Genomic DNA, 15,076 nt, shown 5'->3' with positions numbered 1-15,076 from the left:
TCACGCTGTCGGTTATACGCGCGAAAACAACGCGATTATGCGCGTCTGGCAGGTTCGGGGCGGTAGCGTCCATAACGAGCGAACTGGGTGGAAATTGCTAAGGCTTGATGAGACAAGGGGGCTCGCTATCCTTAATGAGACTTCTGAAGCGCCCAGACCCGACTACAAACATGGGGACAGCGCTATGGCAAGGATCGTTTGCCAAATATAGGCTCCCACATTCAGAAAGCCTTAGGCCAAAAGAAAAGGGCCGACCCCGATTGGGATCGGCCAAGGACACCTGCAAGGTGGGCAGGTGTGAGGGACAAACTCTAAGGCTTACTCGGCAGCCTTGAACTGGGCGGTCTCGGTCGATTCACCCATGGCGGTCGTCGAAGCGTTGCCGCCCGCGATGGCCTGGGCAACCGCATCGAAGTAGCCGGTGCCGACTTCGCGCTGGTGGCGCGTCGCGGTGTAGCCGTCTTTCTCGGACGCGAATTCAGCCTGCTGCAGCTCGCTGTAGGCCGCCATGCCGCGGTCGCGGTAGCCGTTCGCCAGCGTGAACATGCCGTGGTTAAGGCTGTGGAAACCGGCCAGGGTTACGAACTGGTACTTGTAGCCCATGGCGCCCAGCTCGCGCTGGTATTTGGCGATGGTGTCTTTGTCCAGGTTGGCTTCCCAGTTGAAGGACGGCGAGCAGTTGTAGGCCATCATCTTGCCCGGATATTCCTTCTGGATCGCCTCGGCGAATTTCCTGGCGTCATCGAGGTTCGGGGTCGAGGTTTCCCACCACAGCAGGTCAGCGTGCTTGGCGAAGGCCAGGCCGCGGGCGATACAGTGGTCAACACCGGCATCGAGGTGGAAGAAGCCTTCCGGCGTGCGGCCCTTGTCCTTCAGGATGAAGGCATGGTCGCGCTCATCAATGTCGGAGGTGATCAGCTTGGCGCTTTCCGCGTCCGTCCGGGCAATGATGATCGACGGAACACCGCAAACATCAGCCGCCAGGCGCGCAGCCTGCAGGTTCTGCTCATGCTGCTGGGTCGGGATCAGCACCTTGCCGCCGAGGTGGCCGCATTTCTTTTCAGCCGCGAGCTGGTCTTCGAAGTGAACACCGGCGACACCGGCCTCGATGAAGGCTTTCATGATCTCGAACGAGTTCAGCTTGCCGCCGAAACCGGCTTCGGCGTCGGCAACGATCGGGGCGAACCAGTCGCGCTGGACACCGCCTTCGGCATGTTCGATCTGGTCGGCACGCTGGAGGGTCCGGTTGATACGGCGGGCGAGCTCAGGCGCGGCGTTGGCCGGATAGAGGCTCTGGTCCGGATACATGGCGGACGCGGTGTTACTGTCGGCGGCAACCTGCCAACCGGAGAGGTAAATCGCCTTCAGGCCGGCGCGGACCATCTGCATGGCCTGGTTACCGGTCATGGCACCGAGCGAATGGACATAATCTTCCGTGTTCAGAAGGTCCCACAGCTTGCGGGCACCACGGTCAGCCAGCGTGTGCTGGATCTGAACGCTGCCGCGCAAGCGCTCAACATCTTCAACCGTATAGTTGCGCTCAATATACTTGTAGCGGTCCTTGGGCAGGTTCGGGATCAGGGTTTCGAACGATTTACTCATGATGTCACTCCTTAAGTCTCTCTATCCTGGGGGATGTTGTTATTTGATCAGGTCATATGCTGGTGTGGTCAGGAACTCGGCGAGCTCGTCGGCGAAAACGAGATCGAGGAACAGCCGACCGGCTTCCACCAGCCGGCCGTCCTCGAAAAGGTCCTGGCCTAAGGATTTCTTGAGCGCGCCCATCTCGTCGTCATAAAGCGTGCGGACAAGGGCTTCGGTTACCGGGCGGCCGTCATCGAGCGTGGCGCCCAGCTTGAGCTGCTGCCAAAGCTGCGTGCGGCTGATCTCGGCCGTGGCCGCGTCTTCCATCAGGTTATAGAGGGGCACAGCCCCGCGGCCGGTGAGCCAGGCACCCAGATACTGGATGCCGACGCGGATATTTTCGCGCACGCCTTCTTCGGTGATGGTGCCCTTGTGCGGGGTCAGAAGATCCTCACGGCTGATGGTGAGGTCTGCCCGGGTGCGGTGGACCTGGTTCTGGCCCGGCATCAGCGCGTCGAACACTTGCTTGGCGACCGGCACAAGCGCGGGGTGCGCGACCCAGGTGCCATCATGGCCAAAGCTGGCTTCGCGGTCCTTGTCGGCGCGGACCTTGTCGAACGCGGCGGCGTTGGCGGCCTCATCGCCCTTGACCGGGATCTGCGCGGCCATGCCACCCATCGCGTGGGCGCCTCGCCGGTGGCAGGTTTTGATGAGCAAAAGCGAGTAAGCTTTCAGGAAGGCCTCGCCCATCCCCACCTGCGACCGGTCCGGCAGCAAAAACTGAGGGTTTTTGCCGATCCGCTTGATGTAGCTGAAGATATAGTCCCAGCGGCCGCAGTTGAGGCCGACGATATGGTCCTTGAGCGCGAACAGGATTTCATCCATCTCGAACGCCGCGGGCAGGGTTTCAATCAGAACAGTCGCCTTGATGGTGCCGTGCTTGAGGCCAAGCGTCATTTCCGTATGGGTGAAAACATCATCCCACAGCTTGGCTTCCTTATGGCTTTCCATCTTCGGCAGATAGAAATAGGGACCTGTGCCGCGGCCCAGAAGGGCTTTGGCGTTATGGAAGATATAGAGGCCGAAATCGAACAGACCGGCGGAGATGGGCGCGCCGTCCAGTTCGGCGTGCGCCTCGATCATGTGGAGCCCGCGCGGGCGAACCTTCAGGACGGCCGTCTTGTCACCGAGCGCATAGGCCTTGCCGGTTTTCGGATCGGTGAAGGTGAGCGTGCCATGGGCATAATCATAAAGGTTGATCTGGCCCTCGAGCATATTGTCCCACGTCGGCGCGGAGGCATCCTCGAAATCGGCCATGAAAACATTGGCACCCGAGTTGAAAGCGTTGATCATCATCTTGCGGTCGACCGGGCCGGTGATCTCAACCCGGCGGTCCTTCAGGTCCTCGGGCGTGCCGAGGATCTGCCAGTCACCTTCGCGGATGTCTTTGGTCTCTGCGAGGAAGTCCGGCAGCTCACCAGCGTCGAGGCGGACCTGACGCTCGCGGCGGGCCTTGATCAGCTCCCTGCGGCGCGCACCAAACAGGCTTTCAAGCTCGGCGACGAACGCGAGCGCCTCGGGCGTCAGGATACGGTCGTACCCGTCCTTGATCTCGGCGATAATATCGAGAGTTTGCGGCTCGATCTGGCGTTCGGCAGTGGCTGACATAGTGTGACCTTCCCGTGGTAACTGGTAACCTTCACCCGCAATTTTCTTGCGCGGTATGCAGCTTATATTTCACGATTCTTTCGGGCTTCAAATAACAATTGATACAAAAAGTGTTCCATAGTATGATTTTGTAAATGTAAAATTGTTGATTTGTAAAAATTGTAAAACTAAGCAACACAGGCTGCCGATAGGGACCACCACAGGCGCATAAACGCGTAAAAAAGCTAATGCTGCGTGGGGTTACCCGGTTTTGAGTGAGGGACAGACATGGCCGAAATGGCGACCAAGAAGATTTTCGCGGGGCCGCGTATCCGCCGCCTGAGGCGTGAACTCGGGCTTTCCCAGTCGCAAATGGCGTCGGAGCTCGGCTTTTCGACCAGCTATCTCAACCTGGTGGAACGCAACCAGCGCCCGGTGTCGGCGCAGTTTCTGCTCCGACTCGCTGAGGTGTATGATGTCGAGCTGACCGCTTTTGCGGGCACCGATGAAGCCCGCGCTTTCGCGGACCTCAGTGAAATTCTCGCCGACCCCATGTTCAAAAGCCTCGGTCTTAGCCGCGGCGAGGTGCAGGACATGGCCGACGCTGCCCCCAAGGCCGTGGACGCCTTCAGTCTGCTTTATAAATCCTTCCGCCAGGCGCGGCAGAGCGCGACCGAGCTTTCAAGCCAGTTTGTCGAGCGCGACGCCACCGATATCGACACCGTCTTCCCGGTCGACGAAGTGCGGGACTTTATCCATGACCGCAAGAATTACTTCCCCGAGCTCGATGAGGTGGCGGAAAGCCTGCATGAGGAAATCGGCCTGAACCGCGAGGATGCTTTCATGCTGCTGTCTGCCCGGCTTGATGAAGAGCACGGCATTCGCGTGCGCATCATGCCCTATGAGGTGATGCCCGATACGCTCAGGCATTTCGACCTGCACCGTCGCCAGCTGCTGATCTCCGAGATGATCGACATGCCCGCACGGCTGTTCCAGCTCGCCTTCCAGCTCGCGATGCTGGAAATGAAGCCGATGATCCAGCGGATCGGCGACAGCCATACCTTCCAGACCGAAGAAGCAAGGCGCCTGGTACGCATCAGCCTCGCCAACTATTTCGCCGGTGCGCTCCTGATGCCCTATGGCCGTTTCCTCAAGGAAGCCAAGGCGCTCAAATATGACATGGAGCAGCTTGGGCGGCGCTTCGGCACCAGCTTCGAACAGGTCGCCCACCGGCTAACCACCCTGCAGCGGCCGGGTGAGCGCGGCATTCCCTTCTTCTTCATAAGGGTCGATAAGGCCGGGAACGTCTCCAAGCGCTATTCGGCCGGGCGCTTCCACTTTTCCCGCTTCGGCGGCACCTGCCCCTTATGGTCCGTGCATGACACATTCGCGACCCCGGGGCGGATCGTCACCCAGGCCATCCAGATGCCGGATGAAACCACCTATTTCTCGGTCGCGCGCACGGTCAAGCGCGTGAGCGTGCTTTATGGCCAGCCCGAACAACAGCTTGCCATCGGCCTCGGCTGTGACATCGCCCACGCGCGGGAGCTTGTTTACGCCAAAAGCCATAACCTGGAAGCGCCGGACGCCACGCCGATCGGCCCCAACTGCCGCCTGTGCGAGCGCCCCAACTGCGCCCAGCGCGCCCACCCGCCGCTGACGAAAAACATGGTGCTCGACGAACGCTCCCGCGGGGTTTCCGCCTACCGTTTTAGCTCGGAATAATCACGCTTTTCCGACACGTAAAAACGTCACGTAATATTGTTGCTGATATATTCGGCAGCAATCCTGACGTTTTTGACCAGGCGTAATATAATTGCGCAATATTTCCCGCATGATTGCCGTTGCCAAGCCCCATGCGCCCGCGTAGGGTGGCGGCAAAAATAGACATGATAAAACGGGACCCCAAACCACCATGAGCACCAGCGTTCTCGACCTTTTCAATATCGGCATCGGGCCGTCGAGTTCCCACACCGTCGGACCGATGAAAGCCGCGCGCGAATTTCTGGAAACGGCCGCCGAAGATGGGCTGATGGACAGGGTCGCGCGGGTGGAAACCCGGCTTTTCGGGTCGCTGGGCGCCACCGGGCGCGGTCACGGGTCCGACAAGGCGATTATCCTGGGGCTGATGGGTGAATGCCCGCGCGGGATCGATGTCGATGCCATCGACGGCATGATCACGGCCGTACGCACCGCAAAATCCCTGCAGCTTCTGGGGAGCCACCCGGTTGCCTTCAATGAAGATGAAGACCTGCTGCTCTTGCCGCGTGAGCGCCTGCCCTTCCATCCGAACGGGATGCAGTTCACCCTTTATGACGCGGACGGGGCCGAACTTGTGAAGTCGATTTATTATTCGATCGGCGGCGGCTTCATCGTGAGCGAGCTTGAAGCCAAGAAAGACCAGTTCATCGAGGAAAAGGTCAAGCAGCCCTACCCCTTCACCACCGGCGCGGAACTTCTGGCGCACTGCGAGAAAACAGGCAAGCGCATCAGCGATATCATGCTGGCGAACGAGCGCGTGTTCCGAAGCGCCGACCAGGTGCGCGCTGAGCTGTTGGAAATCTGGTCCGTCATGCAGGAATGCGTGCATCGCGGTTGCCACTGCCGGGGCGAAATGCCGGGGCTGAAGGTCAAACGCCGCGCCGCCGCGCTTTACGAACAGCTTTCCGCCCGCCCCGAACGCGCGCTCACCGATCCCCTCACCATCATGGACTGGGTCAACCTCTATGCGCTGGCGGTCAATGAAGAGAATGCCGTCGGCGGCCGGGTTGTCACCGCGCCCACAAACGGCGCCGCTGGGATTGTGCCCGCGGTGCTGCATTATTACACCCGCTTCGTGCCCGGCGCGAACGACGAGGGTGTCATCCGCTTCCTGTTGACCGCAGGTGCCGTAGGTCTTCTCTTCAAACTGAACGCTTCCATCTCCGGCGCTGAGGTCGGCTGCCAGGGTGAAGTCGGCTCGGCCTGCTCGATGGCCGCGGCGGGCCTTACCGAAGTGTTGGGCGGCACGCCCGAACAGGTGGAAAACGCCGCCGAGATCGGCATGGAGCATAACCTCGGCCTCACCTGCGACCCCATCGGCGGGCTGGTGCAGGTACCCTGCATCGAACGGAACGCCATGGCGTCGGTGAAGGCGATCAACGCCGCGCGGCTGGCGCTCCGGGGGGACGGCACCCATTTCGTCAGCCTCGACAAAGTAATCCGCACCATGCGCATCACCGGGCGCGACATGCAGTCCAAATATAAGGAAACCGCGCGCGGTGGCCTCGCCGTCACCGTGCCGATTGCCGCCACCGTTGTCGATTGCTAAGCTCGCCTCCTGCACGATGCGGGAGGGTATATGGACAGCTATGTAAAGGGCGATACGAGCACGCCGCTCATCAACATCACCATCGGCAAGCAGCTGGAGGAAACGGCGGCCCGCTACCCGGACCATGACGCCGTCATTTTCCGTGAAAGTGGCGCGCGCCTGACCTATGCCGAGCTCAACGCCGAAGCCGACCGTATCGCCGCGGGTTTCCTCGCGCTCGGGCTCGCGCCTGGTGACCGCGTCGGCGTGTGGGCGCCCAACCGGCTCGAATGGGTCCTCTGCCAGTTCGCGACCGCCAAGGCCGGACTTATCCAGGTCAATATCAACCCCGCCTACAGGCTGCATGAGCTTGAGTATGCCCTCAATCTCGTTGAATGCCGCGCCATCGTCACCGCCGAGCGCTTCAAAAGCTCCGACTATATCGCCATGCTGCAGGAGCTGGCGCCCGAGCTGGAGGTCTGCGCCCCCGGCAAGCTGAAGGCTGAAAAGCTGCCTGCGCTTGAGATGGCCATCACCATGGGAGATGACGCCCCCGCGGGTTTCCTCCGATTCGCTGACATCGCCGGGCTGGCGACCGATGAGCTGCTCGCGCGTGTGGCAGAAATCGGCGTGGGTCTAAGCCCAGACGACCCGATCAACATCCAGTTCACCTCCGGCACCACCGGCGCGCCCAAGGGCGCGACGCTCAGCCACCGCAATATCCTCAATAACGGCTGGTTCGTGGGCCGCGCCATGGGCTTTGCCGACACCGACCGCTTGTGCATCCCTGTGCCGCTCTACCACTGTTTCGGCATGGTGATGTCGGTGCTGACCTGCCTGACCCACGGCGCCGCCATGATCTTCCCCGCCGAAGCCTTCGAGCCCGTCTCGGTCCTTGAAGCAGTTCAGGCCGAAGCCTGCACCGCGCTCCACGGCGTGCCGACCATGTTCATCGCCGAGCTCGCCGTGCCCGACCGGGGTACCTACGACCTTTCCACCCTGAGGACCGGCATCATGGCTGGCGCGCCTTGCCCGATCGAGGTGATGAAACAGGTAATCTCGGACATGCATATGGAAGATTGCACCATCGCCTACGGCATGACCGAGACAAGCCCGGTCAGCTTCCAGACCAGTATGGACGACCCGATAGAGCGGCGCGTGTCCACCGTCGGCCGCGTGCAGCCACATGTGGAAGTGACGCTGATCGACACCGACGGCAATATCGTGCCGCGCGGCACACAAGGGGAGATCTGCACCCGTGGTTACCTGGTGATGCAGGGTTACTGGAACGACCCCGAGCGCACCGCGGAGGCCATCGACGCGGAGGGCTGGATGCACACGGGTGACCTGGGTGTCATCGATGAGGCGGGCTACTGCAACATCACCGGGCGGCTCAAAGACATGCTGGTGCGCGGCGGTGAGAATGTCTACCCGCGCGAGATTGAGGAATTCCTCTACCGTCACAGCGCCATCCGTGACGTGCAGGTGTTTGGCGTGCCCGACCATAAATATGGCGAGGAAATCTGTGCCTGGGTTGCCCTGCATGAAGCCGGAAGCCTGACGGAGGAGGAGCTCAAAGCCTTCTGCAAAGGCCAGATCGCTCACTATAAAGTGCCGCGTTATGTGCGCTTCGTCGATGACTTCCCGATGACGGTAACCGGCAAGATCCAGAAATTCATCATGCGCGAGCAGATGATTGCCGAGCTCGACCTCATCATTGAGGACACCGCCTAGATGACCCGCACCTATGCCGTCTTCCCGGATATTTACGAGTTGGTGAAGGAAATCCCGAAAGGACAGGTGGCGAGCTACGGCATGATCGCGAGCCTGATCCCAGGGGCGACCGCGCGTATCGTCGGCTTCGCCATGGCCGCAACGCCGGATGACAGCATCCCCTGGCAGCGGGTGATCAACAGCGCCGGCAAGATCAGCGAGCGCCCCGGCATGGATCGTCAGCGCGAGCGGCTGATGGACGAAGGCATCAGCTTCAAAAAGAACGGCGCGGCCGATTGGAAGAAACACCGCTGGCAGGGCCCATCCGAAGCCTGGCTTTCCGCCCACTGCATCGAGTTCATCGATTTCCTCGAAACCCAGGCCCTGTGGCCGGGCTGACCCTCCGCCAGCGCGGCACAGTGCCGCAAGCGAGCAACGCGGCTAGGATAAATCATCCCACTTTCATTCTGGTATCGGGTATATTATTTCGAAAGGCTGAATTTACCAACAACAATAGATGTTTACTGTTTAAAAATCTACATTTTGACTTTGATGTCAATGGTTTATGGAATATCCTCTTATTTATCTTACTAAATAATATAAGGACCATATCGTAATATGTCCATATTGATGAAAAAATCCCAAGACTATATAGATTGCACTTTCGATCACATCGCAGCCAACTTTCAGGCAATGAAAGCAAACAGCCACCTGATTGTCGAGGCGGGCGACATGCTGTGCGACGCACTGCGGTCCGGCGGCAAGGTCATGTTCTGCGGCAATGGCGGTTCGGCAGCGGACTCCCAGCACCTAGCTGCGGAACTGATGGGCCGGTTCCTAATCGACCGCAAACCGCTGCCGAGCTTGGCGCTGACCGTCGATACCTCGGTGCTGACGGCCGTCGGCAACGACTATGGCTATGACCATGTATTTTCACGCCAACTGACCGGCATCGGCTCCAAGGGTGATGTCCTTGTCGGCCTGTCAACAAGCGGCAACAGCAAGAACGTCATCGAAGCCTTCGCCAAGGCGCGCGAGATGGGTATCAAGACCGTCGGACTGACAGGTGTCAAGGGCGGCGTGCTTGCCGATAAGTGCGACCTGTGGCTTCCGGCAACGGCAAGCCGCACCGACCATATCCAGGAACTCCACATCGCAATCGGGCACCTGCTCTGTGGAATCGTAGAAGCCCGCTTCGCACAACCCGTCTAAGCGGCGGTCCGGACCTAAAGATGCCGTGAAACATCGTCAAGGCGCTGCACGACCACATCGGGCTGCGCCTTTTCCATGTCTGCCTCCGGCGGGTCACGGGTGAACAGGATTGTCTTGCCCAGCTGGGCCGCCTTGCCCGCTAGGATATCCGACATCTTGTCCCCCACCAATAGCGACTGTTCGGGCGATATTTCGAAATCCGCTATGGCCTGTTCGATCATACCAGGGCTCGGCTTGCGCCAAGAACAAAGCTTTCTATAGTCTCCCACTCCGTGTTCCGGGTGGTGTGGGCAGTGATATATCCGGTCGATTCTGACGCCGTGATCGCGGAACTGCCCGATCATCCACGCAGACAATTTGTCGAACTCCGCGACGCCATAATAGCCCCGGCCGATGCCGGCCTGATTGGTGATGACAATGATACGATAGCCGCGATCCTGCGCAGCAAGGCAGAGGTCAAATATGCCCGGGATAAACTCGAATGCCTCGATGGTGTGTACATAGCTTTTTTCGACATTGATGACGCCGTCGCGATCCAGAAACAGAGCCTTGGGCAATTTTTCATCCTTTATCCTCAGGGGTCTATTGTGTATCAATCTTAGTCACTTTCATCCTTTAAGTGTTAAGTTCTTTTTGAAACCGATCCGTCTGAAAGGCCCCGACGTTGGAAGAATATGTCGCCTTTAAGAACTGGGACCTTGCCTTCAAGCCCACGGAGCTCGAGAGCGAACTCTATGAGGGCGACTTCCGGGATATCACCATCAAGGGCAAGGCTGTCCTGGATATCGGCTTCGGCAACGGTGGTTTCATGGGTTGGGCGAAAGAAAAGGGCGCTACCGTCAGTGGGATCGAGGTAATCAGCGATGCCGTGCATGGCGGGAAAGATTTTGGTTTCGACACCTACCTTTACCCAGGTTTCGACACCGACGCATTCGAAGGTCACTTCGACCTTATCGTGGCGCTGGACCTGTTCGAGCACCTGACGATTCAGCAGATCAATGATTACCTTGGGCTTATTGAAAAGTGCCTGAAGCCCAACGGTCAGGTAGTCCTGCGCTTCCCCAATGGCCAGTCTCCGTTCGGGCGCATTTACCAATATGCCGACGTTACCCACATCAGCGTGCTGTCCGCCAAGATCATGGAGCAACTTCTGGGGCCGACCAATCTGACCATCACATCGGTCAGGGAACCCTATTTTGCAATTCAGTGGAACAAGGGCTTTCTGTTCGGGCTTGCGAAATCCATGCAGAAGGCCGGGCGCAGCCTGATGTTCTTCCTGCTTAAAAAGCTCGTCGGCCTTGGCGACTACACCATGGACATAAACGTGGTGCTGATCCTCAGGAAGAAGGCCTGACGGGCGGGACAAGCCCCCCCTTACATCAAGCCTTGGTCGCCACAACATGGAAGCTGTGGAAATTGTCGGGCCCTTCGTCAACTTCAACGATGTCCATGCCCAGCTCTTTCAGGCAGGCCGACACCACCTTGGCCGTAGGCGACCAGACATGGTCGTTGCCGACCCACGGGGAACCCGGCTCCCACAGCGTCATGCTTTCGTGCGGCAGATAAAGGAACAGGATTCCTCCTTTCTTGAGCTTCCTCGACCACAGCGCCAGCGCGTCACGCCATTTTTCAAGATGCTCGAGGCAGTGCGAACTGAATACAAAGTCCAGCGACCCATCATCCCATTTGTCCAGAACATAAGCGTTTTCCCCTGGGTCGTTATCCACGGGGTGCGCACAATCTAGCGGCCATTTGTTGCAACCAATATCCAGGCCCTTGCCTTTACAGAATTTGAGCGCCTTTTCACGGATATTCCACATGGCATGGCCCTGCGCCATTTCCTCGCCGTAGGTCTGGCCCTTGTAGACGTAATAGATCGCTCCATCCTTGACCAAACGCTGGAGCCCCTGCTCAAGCATCGCTGTGGTTGAGAGGTCCACAACCTTGTCGGAGAACTTGGTTATCACTCGGTAAAACCTGAGCAAAAAGAAAAATTTCAGTAGCTCTGGGTCAGTCAGAAACATTTTAAGTCGACTAATTGTCATTACCTTCGTCCAGGTTGAAGCTTTATACTCTAGGCAATAAGCCGCTGATATAAATCTAGTGTCTGTGCAAACTCTTTTTGCGCCGTGTGGTGTTCCAGCGCATGGGCTCTCGCTTTTTCAGCCTTTACGGGTAGGCTTTCAAATTCCTCAATAACATTGCCGATCACCTCCTTGAGGGACACGGCGTCACCCGGCGCATAAAACCAGGCCAGCGCATCGTCCTCCCCAAGGCTTTCAACTAGCGTCGGCAACTTGGGTAGAACACACGAGAAACCCTGAAAGATTGACTCGAGAATCCCTCTTGGCAAACATCCGCCCTCCCAGATCGAACTGAACAGGAGGACATCAGCCTCGCGGATAGCATCCGCAACATCTGCGACATATCCCGTAAAGGTTACTCTATCGGCAAGAGCATGTCTTTCAACGTATTCTTTGCACGCCTCAAGGAGCGGACCGCTGCCAACCCACAAAAACTGACCAGTGCCACCGTCCCGGATGTGGCCGTGCACAGCCTCAAGCCATATAAGCGGCGCCTTGGCCTCGGCAAGCCGACCCAACATAAAGAATGTAGGCCCGTCCGGAGGCATAGCCGTTCTCTTTTGGGCAACGATTGGCAACGGATCAACACCAGTGTTGATCACATTAACCCTGTCAGCTGGCACGCTCGCGACAAAACGCAACAATTTGGACTTCACGTCCTGGCTCGGCACCACAAAAGCTGCAGTCCGCTTTGGCAGAAGAGCCAGCAAAAAACTGTTCAGGCTGTAACTCACGGATTTTGCGTCAATGCGCCCGAAATCATGGAACACGGTCACGGCAACTCCGTTTCTCGCCGCCCAGAGCGCACTGAAAAAGCTGGACACTGGGTCAAGGCTCGCATGCACGATCACGCGCATGGACCCATGCGATCGCGCTGTTGATTTCAGAAGTCGCTTTAGCTGATACGCACCAATCAGTCGCTTGTCGGGCCGCCGACTGCACAGCCGCGTATATAACGTTTCAGGCAGGCGTATCATTGCACCGCCCAACGCTTCAAAAGGGCGCCCGTATTGGGTTTCCTGTTCGGGATCGAATGGCATAGCCAGATACACCTTGCAATGCATCAGCATTTTCTTCGCCAGCATGAAGGTATATTCCTGCGTTCCGCCAAGCCCGGGATAACCCGCCACGAAGAACACAGCCGTTTTTTCCAAGTGCAACCAATCTCGCAAGAGTGATTCATTCACAGAGAGCCGCCTTCCATCTCTCGCCTCACCTACATGGCCCTGGCCAGAGGCCCAAGGTTGACCAACCGACGCCCCGTGCCGTCGAACACGATGTGCGATGCTGGCGCGTTGAGAGTCGGCGTCAGGAAGATATAGTCCTGCAGGATTTCGCGGATTGCGGCATGTTTTTCCGGCGGCGCGAGCAGCATCAGGAATCCGCCGGCTCCCGCCCCTAAAAGTTTGCCACCTATTGCTCCTCCCGCTCGGGCCTTGGCATAGATGGTATCGATTTCCGGATTGGAAATAACGCTGTGAAGGCTCCTTTTTTCTTCCCAAGCTTCGTGAAGCAATTCGCAGAAGGGCGTAACGGCCCCTGTGCCCGTAATGATATTGTACGCCTTGTCGACCTGCTTGCGCATACGGAAGTAACGTTCCCGGTTGCTCGAGACGTCCTTCAGTTGCGTCTGTACCACTTCTTCCGCTCGGCGCGTGATGCCGGTATAGACCATCAGGATATGCTGGTTCAGTTCTTCCTGCCGCTCGTCAGAAAGATTGAGCGGAGTGACCCGGATGTCATCTTCCTTAACAAATTCAAGCACATTGAAACCGCCTACGGCCGCGAAGGTTTGATCTTGGCAGCCGACCCTTTCGCCCAGCACGCGGCGCTCGAAATCTATCGCCGCATAGGCAAGATCAAGGCCTGAGAGTTTGTTGCCGGTGAGGGCATTCAGCGCCTGCAAAAGGGCAACACTGAAGCTCGAGGAAGACCCAAGACCGGTCTTGGCAGGCAAATCGGCAAAATAATTGACCTCAGCATCCTTCTCAAGGCCGCACAGGCGCAAGGCTTCCTTGAACGGCGTGTGCGAAATCTCCTCTAGGTTCTGGACGATTTCTGTTTTGCGATAGGAAATGCGGACAGCATAGTCGAACATCTTGCTGTCGAAGCGAGATGCGGTGATGAAGGCATACTGGTCAATCGCCGACCCCAGAACCGCGCCACCATGCTCTAAAAAATGATCGGGATAGTCGGTGCCGCCACCAAAAAACGAGACTCTGAGCGGTGCCTGAGTAATAATCATTGTCGCCAAACCTCAATAAATAATAAGGTTAAGTGTAACCTTAACCTGTGCCTATGAATACCCTTTTTTGATCTTCCCAATTTCTTCAATATAGCGTTCGGCGATATCCCGCCCGCGCAGGTGCGGGATTGGCTTTCTTGCTATCTCCCGGCCGGCCGCGGCCATTTTCTCCCGATTTTCGGAGAAATAGGCGAGCGCACCCCTGACCGCGCCGGAGGTTACCTCAGGCAGGACATAAATACCGCCATGCGGCGGCAGAAACTCGAGGACGCCAATATCAGGTCCCGCAAAAACAGGCTTTCCGGCCCACAGGGCCTCGGTGAGCGTCAGGCAAAAGGATTCAAAACGGCTGGGAACCGCTAGAATGTCTATCATGTCATAGAAGGCGTCACGCGTAGGTCCGGATACCTGCCCCAGGAACTCGACCCGATCTCCGCACGGATGGCCCTTGGCCTGGGCCACGATACGGTCCCAGTAGGCTTCCGACCCCTTGATGGCTGTCCCCGCGACATGCAGGTAAGCCTCCTTCTCCGGATTTTCCCGACACCATTCCAGAAAGCCGGTCACCAGCTCGCTGAGGCCCTTCCGGGGGGAGGCCTGCGAAATGAAGCCGATGTGAAGCCCGGTTGGCCTGTCTCTGTTCCCCAAGTCGGGGAGGGTTGCGCGCCCCTCGTAGGGCTCGGGCAAGATGATGGCTTTGCGCCGTGTGAAAAAGGCAGGCACGATGCAGGCCCGTTGCTCGGCCGTTGAGGAAAAGATGATCCGGTCCGCGAGGACCAGAAGCCAGATCTCCACGCTGAGCAGATAGGCCAGCTTCTTCATGTCCCTGAGGCGGACGAAATCGGCTTTACACAGCTGCCCCTTCGGCGCATACAGAATCGGTATTCCGCGCTGCACAGTACGCCAGGCCACCCCTAAGCTTCTGAAATTCCAAGCGCCCGCTATAAGCGCGACATCATAAGTATGGAGGTCAACCGTTGCACTGAGCGGGTCCTCCGTCATTGGAAGAAACTCCAGATCTCCGACATGACGGTGATATCCATTCCGCGTCAGAACATCCGTCGAGACCGCCGCGGCGCCCAGATGGCGCGCCAACTGTAGCAGGGACTCCGGGACCCCGCCAAATCCCACACGAAAGAACTTTGAAACGATCAAGAGGCGGCTGATCTTCCCGGTGCCGGTAACAGACATGGCAATTCCCGAATATTCTCACAAAAACAAAATGGCGTTCACAGCAGTTGAAAGTAATCCTACCCGACTTTCATCAAACTCAATCAATATATCCCTTTGCTGCAAAATGGC

The 15,076-nt window shown here is 58.1% G+C and carries 13 protein-coding genes; 6 read left to right on the top strand and 7 right to left on the bottom strand.

The window, feature by feature from the left end:
• Window positions 1–318 precede the first annotated feature (318 nt).
• Together aceA and aceB are read right to left on the bottom strand one after the other, a co-directional pair.
• The gene (gene aceA / locus K6118_RS12910) at window positions 319–1,602 is read right to left on the bottom strand and encodes an isocitrate lyase (RefSeq protein ID WP_247120782.1); all 1,284 of its coding nucleotides are present in this window, start codon (window positions 1,600–1,602) and stop codon (window positions 319–321) included.
• Between the two features lie 39 nt (window positions 1,603–1,641).
• Window positions 1,642–3,252 (bottom strand): malate synthase A, encoded by a 1,611-nt coding sequence (gene aceB / locus K6118_RS12905; RefSeq protein WP_247120781.1) that lies wholly within the window; start codon window positions 3,250–3,252, stop codon window positions 1,642–1,644.
• Between the two features lie 267 nt (window positions 3,253–3,519).
• Between aceB and K6118_RS12900 the strand changes: the two genes are divergently transcribed.
• The 5 genes from K6118_RS12900 (at window position 3,520) to K6118_RS12880 (ending at window position 9,445) form a co-directional block, all read left to right on the top strand.
• Window positions 3,520–4,956 carry a helix-turn-helix domain-containing protein gene (locus K6118_RS12900; RefSeq protein WP_247120780.1) on the top strand — a complete coding sequence of 479 codons (1,437 nt, stop codon included), beginning with the start codon at window positions 3,520–3,522 and terminating at the stop codon, window positions 4,954–4,956.
• 190 nt (window positions 4,957–5,146) lie between these two features.
• Window positions 5,147–6,541 carry an L-serine ammonia-lyase gene (locus K6118_RS12895; RefSeq protein WP_247120779.1) on the top strand — a complete coding sequence of 465 codons (1,395 nt, stop codon included), beginning with the start codon at window positions 5,147–5,149 and terminating at the stop codon, window positions 6,539–6,541.
• 30 nt (window positions 6,542–6,571) lie between these two features.
• Entirely contained in the window at window positions 6,572–8,254 is a 1,683-nt protein-coding gene (locus K6118_RS12890) for an AMP-binding protein (protein WP_247120778.1), read from the top strand.
• Window positions 8,255–8,632, top strand: coding sequence for an MGMT family protein (locus K6118_RS12885; protein ID WP_247120777.1), 378 nt, complete (start codon window positions 8,255–8,257; stop codon window positions 8,630–8,632).
• Between the two features lie 231 nt (window positions 8,633–8,863).
• Complete coding sequence (locus tag K6118_RS12880; RefSeq protein ID WP_281500793.1) at window positions 8,864–9,445, top strand: D-sedoheptulose-7-phosphate isomerase; 582 nt, start codon at window positions 8,864–8,866, stop codon at window positions 9,443–9,445.
• 14 nt (window positions 9,446–9,459) lie between these two features.
• Here the strand turns inward: K6118_RS12880 and gmhB are convergent, their stop codons facing one another.
• Window positions 9,460–10,002 carry a D-glycero-beta-D-manno-heptose 1,7-bisphosphate 7-phosphatase gene (gene gmhB, locus K6118_RS12875; RefSeq protein ID WP_247120775.1) on the bottom strand — a complete coding sequence of 181 codons (543 nt, stop codon included), beginning with the start codon at window positions 10,000–10,002 and terminating at the stop codon, window positions 9,460–9,462.
• Window positions 10,003–10,109: 107 nt separating this feature from the next.
• On the opposite strand from gmhB, the gene K6118_RS12870 reads away from it, so the two are divergent.
• Complete coding sequence (locus K6118_RS12870; protein ID WP_247120774.1) at window positions 10,110–10,799, top strand: class I SAM-dependent methyltransferase; 690 nt, start codon at window positions 10,110–10,112, stop codon at window positions 10,797–10,799.
• 25 nt (window positions 10,800–10,824) lie between these two features.
• On the opposite strand, the gene K6118_RS12865 is transcribed toward K6118_RS12870, so the two are convergent.
• The 4 genes from K6118_RS12865 to K6118_RS12850 form a co-directional block, all read right to left on the bottom strand.
• Window positions 10,825–11,412, bottom strand: a complete 588-nt coding sequence (locus K6118_RS12865; RefSeq protein WP_247120773.1) for a methyltransferase domain-containing protein — start codon at window positions 11,410–11,412, stop codon at window positions 10,825–10,827.
• A gap of 107 nt (window positions 11,413–11,519) precedes the next feature.
• Window positions 11,520–12,716 carry a glycosyltransferase gene (locus K6118_RS12860; RefSeq protein WP_247120772.1) on the bottom strand — a complete coding sequence of 399 codons (1,197 nt, stop codon included), beginning with the start codon at window positions 12,714–12,716 and terminating at the stop codon, window positions 11,520–11,522.
• 29 nt (window positions 12,717–12,745) lie between these two features.
• A complete protein-coding gene (locus K6118_RS12855; RefSeq protein WP_247120771.1) occupies window positions 12,746–13,774 on the bottom strand; it encodes a GHMP family kinase ATP-binding protein in 1,029 nt (342 codons plus the stop codon).
• A gap of 51 nt (window positions 13,775–13,825) precedes the next feature.
• Window positions 13,826–14,965 carry a glycosyltransferase family 4 protein gene (locus K6118_RS12850; RefSeq protein ID WP_247120770.1) on the bottom strand — a complete coding sequence of 380 codons (1,140 nt, stop codon included), beginning with the start codon at window positions 14,963–14,965 and terminating at the stop codon, window positions 13,826–13,828.
• Window positions 14,966–15,076: the final 111 nt, after the last annotated feature.

The organism is Kordiimonas marina, from assembly GCF_023006325.1.
GTDB lineage: Bacteria > Pseudomonadota > Alphaproteobacteria > Sphingomonadales > Kordiimonadaceae > Kordiimonas > Kordiimonas marina.
The sequence above is the reverse complement of the archived record's forward strand: the minus strand, read 5'-3'. Positions and strand labels throughout refer to the sequence as shown.